Raw genomic sequence first — 14907 nt, forward strand, 5'->3', positions numbered from 1 at the left:
TCCGGCGATTCTCTTGTGTAGGGGCTTTACAAGCCTTTACTCGGCATTTGGCGCGGATGCTGGTATTTACCATCGCAAGCGCAGTGGACAGGGGAGCGCACACCATGGCCGATCCATTGAGGCAATCGCACGGCTCGCGGGCGGTAATGCGGCTGGGTGTTGCGCTGGTGGGAATGGCAGTGGTGGGCTGCTTCTTTGCCGCTTCCATGCTGTCAGGCGCACCTGCGGAGGCCGCTAATCCGCAGGCGCAAGAGTTACGACTTCCGGCGGATGCCGCATCACGCTAGCCCCCCTGGTGATATGCGCGCATCCGGCATCGCTTTGCACTCTGGGTCCTTCGAGGTCGCAATCGAGGCGCAAGGCAAGACGGTGTCTGACCGGATAACTGGAAGCGCGTCGGGGAGCCCCCCTCCCCGGCGCGCTTTTTTCGCGTATGGTGCAGATAAGAACACAGGTAAAAGGCCGACTATGCCAAGGATGAGCCAATCACCCCGCCGTACCGCTGCCGGTGCAGCCGCGATACTTATGCTGGCCACGTTGCCGATGAGCGCGTCGGCCGAATGTGACAGCGGCTATGTCACTTACCGGATGCAGGCAGGCGATACGCTCTATTCGCTCAACGAGCGGTATTTCCGCGGGGTGTCGGCGGTAGGCCAGATAGCGCGGATCAACGGCATTCGCGATCCCCGCAGAATCCCCGTGGGAACGCAACTGCGTATTCCGCGCCAGTATCTCGCTTATCGCGATGCCGGGCTGCAAGTGCGCCATTCCAGCGGAACGGTGCAGATCAACGGCGTGCAGGCCAACCGCGCCATGCAAGTCCCCAATGGCGGGCGGATCGAAACGAGCGCGGGCAGTTTCCTGACGCTGCAATCGGCGGACGGGAGCACCACGATCACGCTGCCTGCCAATGCCCGCGCGCAGCTGGCCTGTTCGCGCATCTACACGCTTGGCGATTTGCGCGACATCCAGTTCGACCTGCTCGACGGGCGCGGCGAAATCCGCGCGCCGACCCTTCGTAGCGACGAACGCTTCCGCACGTCGACACCGGTCGCGGTGACAGCGGTGCGCGGCACCGAATACCGTGTGTCGTTTGACGAGGCGTCGGGCAATGGCACTGCCGAGGTGACCGAGGGTCAGGTCGCCGTCGCCGCCGATGACAGTTTCGCCGGTGAAGTGCTGCCCGAAGCGGGCTTTGGTGTCGCGGCATCGCAAGCGGGCGTGGGCGATGTGGAACAGCTTCTGCCGCCGCCCGAACTGGGCGAGATCCCATCTTTGCAAATGGCCGAGACGGTCGATTTTGCAGTGGCTCCGCCCGCAGGCGGTGTGGCGACGCGGGTGCAGATCGCGCGCGATGAAACCTTTATCGAAGTGATCGCCGAAGACCTTGCCAGCGATGGCGCGTTCAGTTTCGAAGACCTTGAAGACGGGCGTTATCTTGTCCGAGTGCGCGGGGTCGCTGAGAACGGACTGGAAGGTCTCTCCGAAGAATTCCGCTTCCGCCGCAAACGGCTGGGTGCGGATGCTTCGGTCGAGGCATCAGCGCTGGCGGACGGGTTCCGCTTTGTCTGGTCGGCACAGGGCGCGGGCAACACCCATTTCGCGTTCCAGTTGTGGCGCGAAGGCGAACCGGGCGTGCTGCTCTATGACGAAATCGCCTTGCCCGGCGATGCGACGGTAATCACCTCGCTCGAGCCCGGCAACTATATGTGGCGCATCGGCGCGATGCAGACCGATGCCGAGGAAGGCCTGCTCACCGTCTGGAGCGAGCCGACCCTCCTGCCAGTGGACGCCGAGTAGTTTTACAAATTCTCTCGCCACGTTAAGGGCCGATCATGTTTCGCAGGCTCCTTGCCGAATGGATAGTGCTTTTGGCGCTCGGCCTGGTCTTTGTCGGCCTCGGCACCAGCGCCGGACTGATGGCGCGTATTGATGCCAGCGTGCTTGACCGCGCGGCGGCGCTCGCCCGTCCTGTACCGGCGGAGGACATCGTCGTGGTCGCCTTCGATGATCCCAGTCTGGAGGCAATCGGCCCATGGCCGTGGCCCCGCGCGCGCCATGCCGCTTTGATCGATGCGCTGCGCGAGGCGGGGGCAGGGCCGATCCTGTTCGATGTGCTGTTTCTGGAGCCGACCGCACAAGAGGACGACACTGCGCTCGCCGCAGCCATGCGCCGGCATGCCGAAGTTTACCTGCCGCACACATTCGCGCCGCGGCCGAATACACAAGCGGACGTCGATCCGGTCTTCCCTATCCCGATCCTGGCCGAAGCAGCGGCGGGTGTCGGCCATGTCGCCAGCGCGCCCGATGGCGACGGCGTGTTGCGCCGCTTCGAGCTGGCGCGGGACATCGATGGCACAGCCTTCCCGCATTTCGCCGTCGTCGCAAGCGGGGTGGAGCAGGGCACTGTGCCCGAAACCGCCATCGTTTCTTTCCACGGTGACGGTGCCTATGCCCGCCATTCTGCCTCCGCCGTTTTAAACGGCACGGTGCCCGCCGAATTCCTGCGCGGCAAGACAGTGCTGGTGGGGGCCACCGCGCAAGGCATGGGCGATCGCTACTCGGTCGGCGCAGGCGGCGTAGCCGTGATGCCGGGTGTCGAAACACAGGCCAATCTGCTCGATGCCTTGCGGCAAGGGGCGCTGGTGCGCGAGGCTCCGGCGATTTGGTCAGTTCTTTTAGGCGTGCTGGCCTTGCTGATCCAGTTTCTCGTCTTCTGGAAACTGTCGGCGCGGGCAGGCTTGATCGCGACAATTTCCATTAGCGCAGCTTTGTTGGCGGTTGCCGTGCTGCTCGTGCCGCTCACACATTTCTGGGTTGGCCCCGGCGTCGCTTTGCTGGCTGTGCTGTTCGCCTATCCGCTCTGGAGCTGGCGGCGGCTCACATCGGTCAGCGCCTATCTCGAGGAAGAAGCAGCGTTCCTGCGGCCCGAAGGCGCGCAAAAGGCGGATGTCGAGGGGTTCGACCAGCTCGCGCGGCAAGTCGCGCGGATGCGGCGGCTTGTCACCCATGTCAGCCGCAGCTTTGCCTTTCTTGGCAAGGTGATCGAGGCCGCGCCCGATGCCATTCTTGTGCTCGACCGGGAAGGGCTGGTCACTATGGTTAACCAGTCGGCCAAACGCCTCTTTCCTGACTTTGCAGAAGATAACCCTGAACCGCTCGCCGAATTGCTGGCGGACGCCATGGCGGTCTATCGTGCCGACGAAAACGAGATCGCCTTTCCTGACGGCACTGCGTTTCTGGTAGCGCGGGCAGGCTTCGAGTTGGATGGCGATGCACAAAGCGGTGAGATCATGGCGCTGCGCGATGTCACCGAAATCCGCCAGCGCGAGCAGGAACGGCGCGAAATGCTCGAATTCCTGTCACACGATATGCGCACGCCGCAGGTTGCGATCATCGGTCTGTCGCGCAAGGTCGGTTCCAAAAGCGGCGAGCGGGACATCGGCCCGCGCATCCGCAACCAGGCAGAACGCACGCTCAAGCTCGCCGATGATTTCGTACAAATCGCGCGGCTTGCCGAAACCAAGCCGCAATTTGAGGATGCAGACCTTGTGGCGCTGGTCGAAGAAGCGGCGGACCGTGCCTATGCCGCCGCGCGGGCCAAGTCGATCACGGTGCTACCCGATCTGCCGGAGGACCTGCTGTTTGCCCAAGTCGATGCCTCGCTGATCGCGCGGCTGCTCGACAACCTGATCGGCAATGCCATCAAATTCGCACCCGACAAAAGCACGGTCAAGGTGATCCTGCGCGAAGCGAGCGAAGGCGTGATGCAGTTGAGCGTGTGCGATGAAGGGCCGGGGCTGCCGCCCGAACGACTAGCCAATCCCTTTGCGCGCTTCGGGGCGCATGAAACCAAGGCGGGGCCGAGCGTTGGGCTGGGGCTGACTTTCGTCAAGCGGGTGGTCGATCTACATCATGGCACGATTGCTGTCGACTCCACACCCGGCGAGGGCACGTGCTTCCGCATCGATCTGCCCGAATTCCAGCCTTCCGACCGAAAAACCTCGGCCAACTAAAGTGCGTCGGCGACCAGCAGGTTCGCCAGTTGCTGCAAATCGGCCTGATTGTAGGAGCAGACGTCGCTTTCGGCGACGCCGCGATAGGCCAGTGTTCCTTCTGCCCGGTCTAGCAGGACAAGTGTAGCGCGAAGGCGAATCATTTCGCATTCCTCGTACCAATGCGATTCGCGCGGCAGCGATTCCCAGACAATGTTCTCCGGCGTCGAGTCGGCAGGATTGGCGATACCCGTTCGGGCGCTGCGCGCTCCGATACCGAATTCAACAATCATCGGTGCATTGGCGTCAATCACCACGCCTTCTGCCTGCAACGACTGTTCTAACGCGGTCGCGAAGGCGCTGCGAAGCGATCCGTCCGGCGCACTGGCAGCCATCCGCAGCGAGGCTCCTGCGGGCATGGCCCCCTCGGTCGAGACTATACTGGCGGGAGTCGTCGCCGCGCAGCCGGCCAGCGCCGCAACCAGAACGCAAGCGCCGAGCGCACGAAATGTCAGCGTTTGCAGGTCAGTTGGTAACCGTCTCTGGTTCGCGTGCATCATCGGCCCCTTCGAAAAACGCATCCATGCGATAGCCGAAGCCGAAGACAGTTTGAATGGCAAACCCGTTATGCGGGCGCAATTCCAGTTTGGAACGCACGCGGCTGACATGCATATCCAGCGTCCGCGTGGTGATATCGCCCATATTTCCCCATATCTGCGAGAAAATGTAGCTGCGCGAAAGCGGACGGTTGAGGTTTTCGAAGAACAGCGCCGCGACCTTGAATTCCTTCGCAGTCAGCTTGATGGCTTCGCCATTGCGCTCGATCACGTCGTTCAGGCGGTCGATCCGGTAGGGGCCGTAGGTCTGGAACCGCTCGGGCTTGGCCGGTTGCAGATTGCGCCGCGCCGCTGCCTCGATCCGCGCAAGGATAACCTCCTCGCTCTCCGGCTTGACGATGTAGTCACTCGCGCCCTGTTCAAGACCCTTAACCACATCGCTCTTGTCCGAACGGCTGGTGATCAGGATGAAGGCCGGCGGGCTGTCGAGGTTTTCGGTGCCCCATTTGACCACGTCAATGCCGGTCGCACCGGGCATATTCCAGTCGACGAGGACGACGTCATATGTCTCCCGCCGCAGGGCAACGAGCAGATCTTTTCCGTTAGTGAAACGGTCGAAATCATAGCCTGCTGCTTCGAGACAGGACGCAATCTGGTTCAAGACTTCCAGATCGTCGTCTGCAATTGCAATTCTCACGTTCTAACGCACCCCGTAATTATGTTTCTCCCGTAACTTTTGCTTTACACGGGGGCCGCGCAACTTTCCATCACTTCGGACCGTTTTGGCGGTAACTTTGACCAAATTTTACAAGTGTGTGACTAACATTAACGGCCGCGCGAGCTTGCGGGCGTCGGTTTGGGAACCGTCAAGGTTTGCGCCGCAAACCGCTCGCATCTTTACCTTGGTGGCCTTTTTCGCCATTGCCACGGCATGAGCATGACACCGCCCGAAGCCACCACGATCCGCACCGACTGGACGCGCGAGGAAATCGCCGCGCTGTTCGATCTGCCTTTCACCGAATTGCTGTTCCGCGCCGCGCAGACGCACCGTGCGCACCATGCGGCGGACGAAGTGCAGTTGTGCACATTGCTCTCGATCAAGACCGGCGGCTGTCCCGAAGATTGCGGTTATTGCTCGCAAAGCGCCCATGCGGACAGCGGGGTGGAAGCGACCAAGCTGATGGATGTGCGCGCGGTTCTGCAAAGCGCCGCACAGGCCAAGGATGCGGGCAGCCAGCGCTTCTGCATGGGCGCCGCGTGGCGGAACCCCAAAGATCGCGATATGCCCAAGATCGTGGAGATCGTGAAGGGCGTGCGCGCCATGGGGATGGAAACCTGCATGACGCTGGGGATGCTCACCCCGTCGCAGGCGGAACAGCTCGCCGAGGCGGGGCTCGATTACTACAACCACAATGTCGATACCGGCCCCGAATATTACGACCGGGTGATTACCACGCGCAATTATCAGGACCGTCTCGATACGCTGGCGAACGTCCGCAATTCGGGCATCAATGTGTGCAGCGGCGGGATTGTCGGCATGGGCGAAACGCGCGCGGACCGTGTCGGTTTTGTGCACACTTTGGCGACGCTGGAGCGGCATCCCGAAAGCGTGCCGGTGAACGCGCTGGTGCCGGTCAAGGGCACGCCGCTGGGCGATATGCTGGCGGATACGCCGATGGCCAAGATCGACGATATCGAATTTGTCCGCACCGTCGCGGTGGCGCGGATTTGTATGCCGAAAAGCATGGTGCGCCTCTCCGCCGGACGCGAGAGCATGAGCGATGCGACGCAGGCGCTGTGCTTCATGGCAGGGGCGAACTCGATCTTCACCGGCGACAAACTGCTCACCGCGCCCAATGCGGGTGACGACAGCGATGCGGCCCTGTTTGCGCGGCTTGGCCTCAAGGCAATGCAAGGCGAGGAACCGATGCGCGCGGAGAAAGCCTGCGCCGGAGCCTGCGCGCCCGAAAGCATACCTGCCGAATAGCGCCATGCGACACCGGTTTGCCGAAGCCCTGGCGGAGCGCAAAGCCGCGAACCGCCTGCGCAGCCTGCGCGCCATTGCGCCCGCGCGGCCCGGCCATGTGATGCGCGAAGGGCGCGAGCTGATCGACCTTTCGAGCAATGACTATCTCGGCCTCGCACACCACCCCGAATTGACCCGCCGCGCGGTCGAATGGACGCAGCGATACGGCACCTCTGCGCGCGGCTCACGGCTGGTGACGGGCACCTTGGAGGCACACAAAGCGGTCGAGGCAAAGGTCGCAGCGTTCAAAGGCACCCAATCCGCACTGCTCTTCGCCACCGGCTGGCAAGCCAATGCCGCGATCATTCCGGCGCTTATGAAGCTGGAGCCGGAAGCGGCAGTCTTCGCCGACTGGCTCGTTCATGCCAGCATCCATCATGGCATCCGCGCGGGGCGCACCAAGCATCACGCCTACAGCCACAATGATCTGGCGCATCTGGAAGAATTGCTGGTGGAGCATGGTGCCAAAGCGCCCGCGCGCATCATCATCACCGAGAGCGTGTTCAGCATGGATGGCGATCGCGCGGATGTGCCGGCACTAGTCGCGCTCGCCTACAAGCATGACGCGTTGCTCGTGGTGGACGAGGCGCACGCGACCGGCGTGTTCGGCGCGGGCGGGGCAGGGCTCACCGCCGGTCTTGCGGACAAGCCCGATATCGTGATGGGCACATTCAGCAAGGCGCTCGGCGGCTTCGGCGCCTATGTCGCGGCAGATCAGGAGATTTGCGACTATTTCGCCAACGCCGCCTCGGGCTTCGTCTACACCACTGCGCCACCGCCCGCCGTGCTCGGCGCGATGGATGCGGCGCTGGATGTGGCGCCGAAGATGGATAACGAGCGGGCGCATTTGCAGACATTGGCGGCGGAGTTGCGCGAGGGATTGCAGGGGCTGGGCTTCGATACCGGCGCTTCCGACACGCAGATCATCCCGGTTCTGATCGGGAGCGAGGCGGATACGCTGGCGGCCAGTGCGGCGCTGGAGGCGGCAGGCATTCTCGGCGTCGCGATCCGTCCGCCAACGGTGCCCGAAGGCGCGAGCCGCATCCGCTTCTCGCTCTCCGCCGCGCATGATGCAGATGTGGTGGCCAAGGTTCTGGACGTGATGGAAGGATTGCGATGAAGGGCTTTACCGTCACCGGCACCGATACCGGCATCGGCAAGACGATCTTTGCCGCTGGCCTGACCGGCGCGCTGGCCGGTGCCTATTGGAAGCCGGTGCAAAGCGGGCTGGAGGACGAGACTGACACCCAAGCAGTCACGCGGCTGACGGCGGGCCGCGATGTGCAGATCATTCCCGAAGCCTACACACTTGTCACGCCCTGCTCACCGCACGAGGCGGCGCGGATTGACGGGGTTACGATTGATCTGGCGAAGCTGGCGCTGCCCGCGACTGACAGGCCACTTATTGTCGAGGGCGCGGGTGGGGCACTGGTGCCCTACACCGATGAAGTGCTTGCCGCCGAGATATTCGCGCAATGGGGCCTTCCCGCCGTCGTTGTCGCGCGCACCATGCTCGGCACGATCAGCCACACGCTGATGACGCTTGAAGTGCTGCGCGCACGCGGGGTGGCGGTGGCCGGAGTGGCGTTCGTTGGTGATTATGAGCCTGTGTCTGAATCGGCCATTGAACGCGCCGGTTCGGTCAATCTGCTCGGCCGCTTGCCGTTCCTCGACCCGCTCGATGCCGACACTCTGGCCGCAGCCTTCGCGGCGCATATCAACCTGGGCAAACTCGCATGAGCCATTCACCTGTCTGGCATCCCTTCCACCAGCACGGGCTGGGCGAGGACATCCCGCTTGTTGAGCGCGCCGAGGGGGCAGTTCTCTACACCAGCGACGGGCGCGAGGTGATTGACGCCATCGCCAGCTGGTGGGTGACGACGCATGGCCACAACCACCCGCGCATTGTCGAAGCGATCCAGCAGCAGGCGGCGCAGCTCGACCAGCTCATTTTCGCAGGTTGGACGCATCAGCCTGCGGAGGATCTGGCGCGCGGGCTGACCGCGATCATGCCGCCCGAGTTGGAATATGTTTTCTACTCCGATTCCGGCTCCACAGCGGTCGAAGTCGCGCTCAAAATGGCGCTTGGATACTGGCACAATCGCGGCGAGGCGCGGCACAAGATTCTGGTGATGGAGCACAGCTATCACGGCGACACGGTCGGCGCGATGAGCATGGGCGCGCCCAGCGTGTTCAACGCCGCGTTCGAGCCGCTGCTGTTCGAAGTCGATACTGTCCCCTGTCCCATCGCCGACGATGATCGCGGGGCCTTGGACACGCTAGAGCGTCTTTGCGCTGCGGGCGATATCGCCGCCTTCATCGTCGAGCCTTTGGCGCTCGGCGCAGGGGGGATGCATATGTACTCGGCCCGCATTCTGCGCGAGATGCGGGAGATATGCGCCGCCCATGGCGTGCTGTTCATCGCCGATGAGATTATGACCGGCTGGGGCCGCACGGGAACGCTGATCGCCTGTGAGCAGGCGGGGATCGTCCCCGATCTCCTCTGCCTTGCGAAGGGACTAACTGGCGGCTCCATGCCGCTCGCCGTCACCATGGCGACCGCACCGATCTACGACGCGCATTATTCGACTGACCGCAGCAAGCTGTTCTACCATTCCTCCAGCTTCACCGCGAACCCCATCGCCTGCGCCGCCGCCAACGCCAATCTGGCGATCTGGCGTGAGGAGCCGGTGCTGGAACGCATCGCCACGCTCGCCAAACGCGAGCGCGCGGGGTTCGAGGCCATTGCTGCCAAGCATCCGATCACCAATCTGCGCCAGCTCGGCACGGTGATCGCGATGGATGTCGATGTGGGCGACAGCGGCTATCTCGCCGATATCGGGTTGAAGATGCGGCAGGGTTTCTACGCCCGCGATATCCTGCTGCGCCCGCTCGGCAACACGATCTATCTGATGCCGCCCTATTGCATCACCGAGGCGCAGCTGGGGCTGGTGTTCGGCGCGATTGACGAGGTGCTCTCGGAGCTCCTCTAATGCGCGTCCACTTGGTTATCGGGATGCGCTTTCTTGAAGGCTTCCAGCGCGTTGCACGCCGTCTCGATCCGCACCATGCGCGGGCAGTTTGAGAAGTCGAAAGCAAACCGGCGCGCATTATACATTTGCGGCACCAGCACGCATTCGAAGAAGCCGGGCGCTTCGAACAGGAAATCGCCGCTTCCCAGCTGCGCCAGCCGCGCTTCCACCGGGTGCAAGGTCTTGGCGAGCCAGTGGCGATACCAGTTGTCGATCTCTTCCTGCGAATGCCCCAGCGGGTCTTTCAGATATTTGAGCACTGGCAGGTTCAGCGGCGCGTGCAGTTCGGTCGCGATGGCATAGGCCAGCTCGCGGGCGCGGAAACGGTCTTCGATGCCGCCCGGCAGCAGCGCGCGTTCGGGATAGGCTTCGTCGAGCCACTCGATGATCGCCATGCTCTGCGCACGGTCGCCGCCTTCGGTCTCCAGCATCGGCACCCCAGCAAAAGGGTTGCGGCTGGTGAATGCCGCATCCTTCTGCGCCGATTCGAGCAGGTTGACGGGGCAATTCTCGTAAGCCAGCCCTTTGAGTTCCAGCGCGATGCGCAGGCGATAGCTGGTGCTGCTGCGCCAATAGCCGTAGAGTTTCATGGGCACCTCCTGTTGCTTCGCCCGTTAGCATTGCAAGGCGATTGTGTGTGAAAGTTTCATCTGATACTATATGGCTATGAGCTATCAAACGGGGTTTCTCAACCACTTCGCCACGGAGGCCGTTGCGGGCGCTTTGCCCGAAGGCCGCAATTCGCCGCAGCGCCCGGCTTTCGGCCTTTATGCCGAGCAGTTCAGCACCAGCGCCTTCACCGCGCCGCGCGCCGAGAACCGGCGGACATGGCTGTACCGGATGCGTCCGACGACCGAGCACGGGCGGTTTGTGCCGTATAAAGGCGCACCGCGCCTTGCCGCGCCCGATGCCGCGCATACTTCGCCCAACCGTCTGCGCTGGGACGCGCTGCCTTTGCCCGATGCCAGCGTCGATTTCGTCGATGGCATGGTGACCTATGGCGGGAATGAGGGGATCGCGATCCACCTCTACGCCGCGACCGCCAGCATGGACAATCGCGCCTTCCAGAACAGCGATGGCGAGATGCTCATTGTGCCGCAGCAGGGCGCATTGCTGGTTACCACCGAATGCGGCCGGATGGACGTGCCCCCAGGCCATATCTGCGTGATCCCCAAAGGGATGCGCTTCCGGGTCGAGCTGCCCGACGGCCCTGCACGCGGCTATGTCTGCGAGAATTACGGCGCGCCCTTCCGTCTGCCCGATCTCGGCCCCATCGGCGCAAACGGCCTTGCCAATCCGCGCGATTTCGAAACGCCGGTGGCATGGTTCGAAGACCGCGACGAGGACTTCGCAATCGTCCAGAAGTTCAACGGATCGCTGTGGACGGTGACGATCGACCACTCGCCCTTTGACGTTGTCGGCTGGCACGGCAATTCCGCGCCCTACCGCTACGATCTGGCGCGCTTCAACACGATTGGCACGGTCAGCTATGACCACCCCGATCCGAGCATCTTCACCGTCCTCACCAGTCCCTCCGACACGCCGGGCACTGCCAATTGCGATTTCGTGATCTTCCCGCCGCGCTGGATGGTGGGCGAGGACACCTTCCGCCCGCCTTGGTTCCACCGCAATGTGATGAGCGAGTTCATGGGGCTGGTGCATGGCGAGTATGACGCGAAAGAAGGCGGCGGCTTCGTTCCTGGCGGCGCGAGCTTGCACAACCAGCACAATGGCCACGGCCCCGATGTCGACAGCACTGCCAAGGCGATGGCTGCCGAGCTCAAACCGCACAAGATCGACAATACGCTCGCTTTCATGTTTGAAAGCCGGGCGATCATCCAGACCACCGATTTCGCCATCAATGGCGGGCTTCTGCAGAGCGATTACGATGCCTGCTGGAGCGGATTTCCGAAAGCGAGACTGCCCTAAATGACCGAGCGCACCGACCACACGCATGACATCTCCGCCACCAGCTGGGTGGAGAGCGCCAACGGCCATCCGGATTTTCCCTTGCAGAACCTGCCGCTCGGCGTCTTCTCCCACGGCGAAAGCGCGCCGCGTGGCGGCATGGCGATTGGCGACATGATCCTCGATCTGCCCGCGATTGCCATGCTGCTGGAAGACCCGGCAGAGGATGCCGCGCTCACGGCCAATGCGCCGGTACTTAACATGCTGTTCGCTGAAGGGCGCGGCCCCGTACAGGCCTTGCGCGAAGCGGTGTTCGCTTTGCTCACCGATGACAGCAAGCGCGCCGAGGTGGAGCCGCATCTCTATCCGGCGGGCGAATGCACGATGCATGCGCCGTTCCTGATCCACGATTACACCGATTTCTACACCGGCATTCATCACGCAGTGAATATCGGCAAGCTGTTTCGTCCGGACAATCCGCTGCTGCCGAACTACAAGTACGTGCCCATCGGCTATCACGGGCGCAGCTCTTCGATCCGCGTCTCGGGCACGCCGGTGAAGCGGCCGAGCGGGCAGACCAAGGCGCCTGACGCCGATGCGCCCACTTTCGGCCCGTCGAAGCGGCTCGATTACGAGCTCGAAATGGCGATCTGGATCGGGCAGGGCAACGAACTGGGTGACCCCATTCCGGTCGGCGAGGCGGAGGACCACATTGCCGGTATCTCGATCCTCAATGACTGGTCGGCGCGCGATATCCAGGCTTGGGAGTACCAGCCGCTGGGGCCGTTTCTGGCCAAGAACTTCGCCTCGACCATCAGTCCTTGGGTGGTGACAATGGACGCGCTCGCGCCGTTCCGCACCGCGCAGCCGCCGCGCCCCGAAGGTGATCCGGAGCCGCTTCCCTATCTGCAACACGATATGAGCGCCGCCGCTTTCGGCATCCAGATGGAAGTGTTCATCTCGACGCCCAAGATGCGCGAAGCGGGCGACGCGCCGCATCGCCTCTCGCATGGGCCGATGACCGCGATGTATTGGACGGCGGCGCAATTGGTCGCACATCACAGTGTGGGCGGGTGCAACCTCCAGCCGGGCGATCTGCTCGGCACCGGCACGCTGACCAGCGGCGCGGAAGGCGGCGAGGGCAGCCTGATCGAGCTGACCAAAGGCGGCAAGGCGCCGATCACACTCGCCAACGGCGAAACGCGCAACTTCCTTGAGGATGGCGACGAGATCATCATGCGCGCCTACGCCGAACGCGACGGCTTCGCGCGCATCGGCATGGGCGAATGCCGGGCGGTGATTGCGGGCTAATCGGGCTAACCTGTTACACCTGTTACACAGTCCTGGAGCAAAAACGAAACCCCCTGCACGGCGCGCGCCATGCAGGGGGTTTGTGTTTGAAACAAAGGGGTTGCGCTGTGCCATGCCCTTTGCGCTGGCACAGCGAAGGCGATGTAGGAAAGCGCGCCGTTATTCGTGCCGCAGCGCGTCGATCGGGTCGAGCTTGCTCGCGCGATAGGCGGGATAGAAGCCGAAGATAATGCCCATGACCGCGCAGAACGCGAACGCCATCATGTTGAGCGCGGGGTTGAACAGGAATGGAAGCTCGATCAGTCCCGCGATCAGGACTGAAAGGCCGAGTGCGAGCAGAATGCCTATCATGCCGCCAAAACAGCAGAGCACGACAGCCTCTGTCAGGAATTGCAGCCGCACTTCCTTCGCCAGCGCGCCAATGGCGAGGCGGATGCCGATTTCGCGGGTGCGCTCGGTCACACTGACCAGCATGATGTTCATGATGCCGATACCGCCGACGAACAGGCTGATCGCCGCGATGACCGCAACGACGGCGGTCAGCGCCTGAAACACGCCACCAATCGTATTGCTGATTTCCTGCGAATCGATCACGTCGAAATTGTTGTCTTCGCCATCTTGGACAACGCGCCGCTCGCGCAGCAGGTCAACCAGCTGGTTCTGGATGGTAATCGTGCTGTAATCGGCATTGTACTTGACGACGAAGAACTGGATGTCGTCACTGCCGATAAACCGCCGCTGCACCGTCTTTAGCGGCATATAGACGATATCGTTGGCATCATTGCCACCGCCCACCGATGCGCCGGTGCGTTCATCGGCAATCCCGATAACGGTGCAGGAGACATCGTTCAGCCGCATCTCTTCGCCGATCACCTGATCGGCCACGAAAATCTTCTCGGCTATGGTCGTCCCGATGATGCACACGCTTTCGCCGCGCGCCTCTTCCTCGTCGTTAAAGGTGCGGCCTTCGCCGATATCGATATTCTGTGCGGAGAAGAATTCCCGGCTCGCACCGTTGATGCTCGTTTGCCAATCCTGCCCGTTGTGGAAAGCAGTGGCATTGAAGAACACAGCGCCGGCCGCGAATTCGACCCCGGCAATCTGGTTGCGGACCGCCTGGATGTCTTCTTCCTTGAACGGCTGGCGCGGGACATTGATATCGGGCTGGCGCGGGACGACGATGAAAACTTCGGAGCCGAGACCGGCAAGGTCTTCCTGCACGTTGGCGGTAAGTCCCTGGCCAAGCGTCACCATGGTGACAACGGAGGCTACGCCGATGATGATCCCCAATGTCGTGAGAAAACTGCGCAGCAAATGTCGCCGGATTTCCCGGATGGCGAGCAGCAAGGTGGCGCCGAACATACGCATCAGGCGGTGACTCCTGCTTTGATGCCGCGATCGATCCGTTCGACCAGCCCGTCTTTGAAATGCACGATGGTCTTGGCGAAATGCGCCATTTCGTCCTCATGCGTCACCATCAGCACGGTGATGCCCTGCTGGTTCAATTCGGTGAGCAATTGCATGATTTCGATCGAGCGTTCGGAATCAAGGTTACCGGTCGGCTCGTCCGCCAGCAGGACGTCAGGATCGGTAACGAGCGCACGGGCGATGGCGACACGCTGCTGCTGACCGCCCGAAAGCTCTGCCGGAGTGTGATCCGCCCAAGGCAGCAGCCCCACCTTGTCGAGCGAACGCTCTGCGGCAATCCGCCGCGCCTTCTTGGTTTCGCCGCGGTAGAGCAGGGGCAGCTCGACATTCTCCAGCGCGGTTGTGCGGGCGAGCAGGTTGAATCCCTGGAAGACGAAGCCGAGATAGCGCCGCCGCAGGAGACTGCGCTGGTCACGCGACAATGCCTGCACTTCGACACCGCGGAACTTGAACACGCCGCTGGTCGGCACGTCGAGGCAACCGAGGATGTTCATCGTGGTGGATTTGCCCGAACCCGACGGGCCCATCACCGCGACAAAATCCCCGCGATCAATCGCCAGATCGACACCCTTCAGCGCGCGGAACGCTGCAGCGCCCGTCCCGAAGACTTTGGTGATGCCTTCCAGTTCGATAAGGGGCTGTTCGCTCAC

Annotated in this window: 14 protein-coding genes; 9 read left to right on the forward strand and 5 right to left on the reverse strand. The window is 62.6% G+C overall.

Features of this window, described 5'->3' with window-relative positions:
• Positions 1 to 104 precede the first annotated feature (104 nt).
• The 3 genes from ACS0VV_RS02560 (at position 105) to ACS0VV_RS02570 (ending at position 4016) form a co-directional block, all read left to right on the forward strand.
• Positions 105 to 287 carry a hypothetical protein gene (locus ACS0VV_RS02560; protein ID WP_483531167.1) on the forward strand — a complete coding sequence of 61 codons (183 nt, stop codon included), beginning with the start codon at positions 105 to 107 and terminating at the stop codon, positions 285 to 287.
• Between the two features lie 190 nt (positions 288 to 477).
• Positions 478 to 1800, forward strand: a complete 1323-nt coding sequence (locus tag ACS0VV_RS02565) for a FecR domain-containing protein (RefSeq protein ID WP_483531168.1) — start codon at positions 478 to 480, stop codon at positions 1798 to 1800.
• 35 nt (positions 1801 to 1835) lie between these two features.
• Positions 1836 to 4016 carry a CHASE2 domain-containing protein gene (locus ACS0VV_RS02570; RefSeq protein WP_483531169.1) on the forward strand — a complete coding sequence of 727 codons (2181 nt, stop codon included), beginning with the start codon at positions 1836 to 1838 and terminating at the stop codon, positions 4014 to 4016.
• Here ACS0VV_RS02570 and ACS0VV_RS02575 read toward each other — a convergent pair.
• Both ACS0VV_RS02575 and ACS0VV_RS02580 read right to left on the reverse strand, forming a co-directional pair.
• Complete coding sequence (locus tag ACS0VV_RS02575) at positions 4013 to 4576, reverse strand: hypothetical protein (protein ID WP_483531170.1); 564 nt, start codon at positions 4574 to 4576, stop codon at positions 4013 to 4015. The two genes, ACS0VV_RS02570 and ACS0VV_RS02575, sit on opposite strands and share 4 nt — an antisense overlap.
• A complete protein-coding gene (locus tag ACS0VV_RS02580; RefSeq protein WP_483531171.1) occupies positions 4521 to 5249 on the reverse strand; it encodes a response regulator transcription factor in 729 nt (242 codons plus the stop codon). The genes ACS0VV_RS02575 and ACS0VV_RS02580 overlap by 56 nt, the downstream gene beginning before the upstream one ends.
• A 240-nt stretch (positions 5250 to 5489) precedes the next feature.
• On the opposite strand from ACS0VV_RS02580, the gene bioB reads away from it, so the two are divergent.
• Genes bioB through ACS0VV_RS02600 form a run of 4 tightly spaced genes read left to right on the forward strand, consistent with a single transcriptional unit; the run spans position 5490 to position 9571 of the window.
• The gene (bioB, locus tag ACS0VV_RS02585) at positions 5490 to 6539 is read left to right on the forward strand and encodes a biotin synthase BioB (RefSeq protein ID WP_483533486.1); all 1050 of its coding nucleotides are present in this window, start codon (positions 5490 to 5492) and stop codon (positions 6537 to 6539) included.
• Between the two features lie 4 nt (positions 6540 to 6543).
• A complete protein-coding gene (locus ACS0VV_RS02590) occupies positions 6544 to 7698 on the forward strand; it encodes an aminotransferase class I/II-fold pyridoxal phosphate-dependent enzyme (protein ID WP_483531172.1) in 1155 nt (384 codons plus the stop codon).
• Positions 7695 to 8318 carry a dethiobiotin synthase gene (gene bioD, locus ACS0VV_RS02595; protein WP_483531173.1) on the forward strand — a complete coding sequence of 208 codons (624 nt, stop codon included), beginning with the start codon at positions 7695 to 7697 and terminating at the stop codon, positions 8316 to 8318. The genes ACS0VV_RS02590 and bioD overlap by 4 nt, the downstream gene beginning before the upstream one ends.
• Positions 8315 to 9571: an adenosylmethionine--8-amino-7-oxononanoate transaminase gene (locus tag ACS0VV_RS02600; protein WP_483531174.1), complete on the forward strand. Its 1257-nt coding sequence runs from the start codon at positions 8315 to 8317 to the stop codon at positions 9569 to 9571. The genes bioD and ACS0VV_RS02600 overlap by 4 nt, the downstream gene beginning before the upstream one ends.
• On the opposite strand, the gene maiA is transcribed toward ACS0VV_RS02600, so the two are convergent.
• Positions 9568 to 10200, reverse strand: coding sequence for a maleylacetoacetate isomerase (gene maiA, locus ACS0VV_RS02605; RefSeq protein ID WP_483531175.1), 633 nt, complete (start codon positions 10198 to 10200; stop codon positions 9568 to 9570). The two genes, ACS0VV_RS02600 and maiA, sit on opposite strands and share 4 nt — an antisense overlap.
• A gap of 70 nt (positions 10201 to 10270) precedes the next feature.
• Here maiA and hmgA point away from each other — a divergent pair, with 70 nt between their 5' ends.
• Both hmgA and fahA read left to right on the forward strand, forming a co-directional pair.
• On the forward strand, positions 10271 to 11539 hold the full coding sequence (hmgA, locus tag ACS0VV_RS02610; protein WP_483531176.1) for a homogentisate 1,2-dioxygenase: 1269 nt from the start codon (positions 10271 to 10273) through the stop codon (positions 11537 to 11539).
• Positions 11540 to 12829 (forward strand): fumarylacetoacetase, encoded by a 1290-nt coding sequence (fahA, locus tag ACS0VV_RS02615; protein ID WP_483531177.1) that lies wholly within the window; start codon positions 11540 to 11542, stop codon positions 12827 to 12829.
• A gap of 159 nt (positions 12830 to 12988) precedes the next feature.
• Here the strand turns inward: fahA and ACS0VV_RS02620 are convergent, their stop codons facing one another.
• Together ACS0VV_RS02620 and ACS0VV_RS02625 are read right to left on the reverse strand one after the other, a co-directional pair.
• A complete protein-coding gene (locus tag ACS0VV_RS02620) occupies positions 12989 to 14191 on the reverse strand; it encodes an ABC transporter permease (protein ID WP_483533487.1) in 1203 nt (400 codons plus the stop codon).
• Between the two features lie 5 nt (positions 14192 to 14196).
• Positions 14197 to 14907, reverse strand: a complete 711-nt coding sequence (locus tag ACS0VV_RS02625) for an ABC transporter ATP-binding protein (RefSeq protein ID WP_483531178.1) — start codon at positions 14905 to 14907, stop codon at positions 14197 to 14199.

This window comes from Aurantiacibacter sp. KMU-128 (assembly GCF_056933515.1).

Excerpts from the sequence above, each read along its gene's own strand:
- fahA (WP_483531177.1), top strand. The coding sequence starts at position 11,540 with ATGACCGAGCGCACCGACCACACGCATGACATCTCCGCCACCAGCTGG.
- ACS0VV_RS02600 (WP_483531174.1), top strand. The coding sequence starts at position 8,315 with ATGAGCCATTCACCTGTCTGGCATCCCTTCCACCAGCACGGGCTGGGC.
- ACS0VV_RS02620 (WP_483533487.1), bottom strand. The coding sequence starts at position 14,191 with ATGTTCGGCGCCACCTTGCTGCTCGCCATCCGGGAAATCCGGCGACAT.
- ACS0VV_RS02570 (WP_483531169.1), top strand. The coding sequence starts at position 1,836 with ATGTTTCGCAGGCTCCTTGCCGAATGGATAGTGCTTTTGGCGCTCGGC.
- hmgA (WP_483531176.1), top strand. The coding sequence starts at position 10,271 with ATGGCTATGAGCTATCAAACGGGGTTTCTCAACCACTTCGCCACGGAG.
- ACS0VV_RS02565 (WP_483531168.1), top strand. The coding sequence starts at position 478 with ATGAGCCAATCACCCCGCCGTACCGCTGCCGGTGCAGCCGCGATACTT.
- ACS0VV_RS02575 (WP_483531170.1), bottom strand. The coding sequence starts at position 4,576 with ATGCGTTTTTCGAAGGGGCCGATGATGCACGCGAACCAGAGACGGTTA.
- bioD (WP_483531173.1), top strand. The coding sequence starts at position 7,695 with ATGAAGGGCTTTACCGTCACCGGCACCGATACCGGCATCGGCAAGACG.
- bioB (WP_483533486.1), top strand. The coding sequence starts at position 5,490 with ATGACACCGCCCGAAGCCACCACGATCCGCACCGACTGGACGCGCGAG.
- ACS0VV_RS02590 (WP_483531172.1), top strand. The coding sequence starts at position 6,544 with ATGCGACACCGGTTTGCCGAAGCCCTGGCGGAGCGCAAAGCCGCGAAC.
- ACS0VV_RS02560 (WP_483531167.1), top strand. The coding sequence starts at position 105 with ATGGCCGATCCATTGAGGCAATCGCACGGCTCGCGGGCGGTAATGCGG.
- maiA (WP_483531175.1), bottom strand. The coding sequence starts at position 10,200 with ATGAAACTCTACGGCTATTGGCGCAGCAGCACCAGCTATCGCCTGCGC.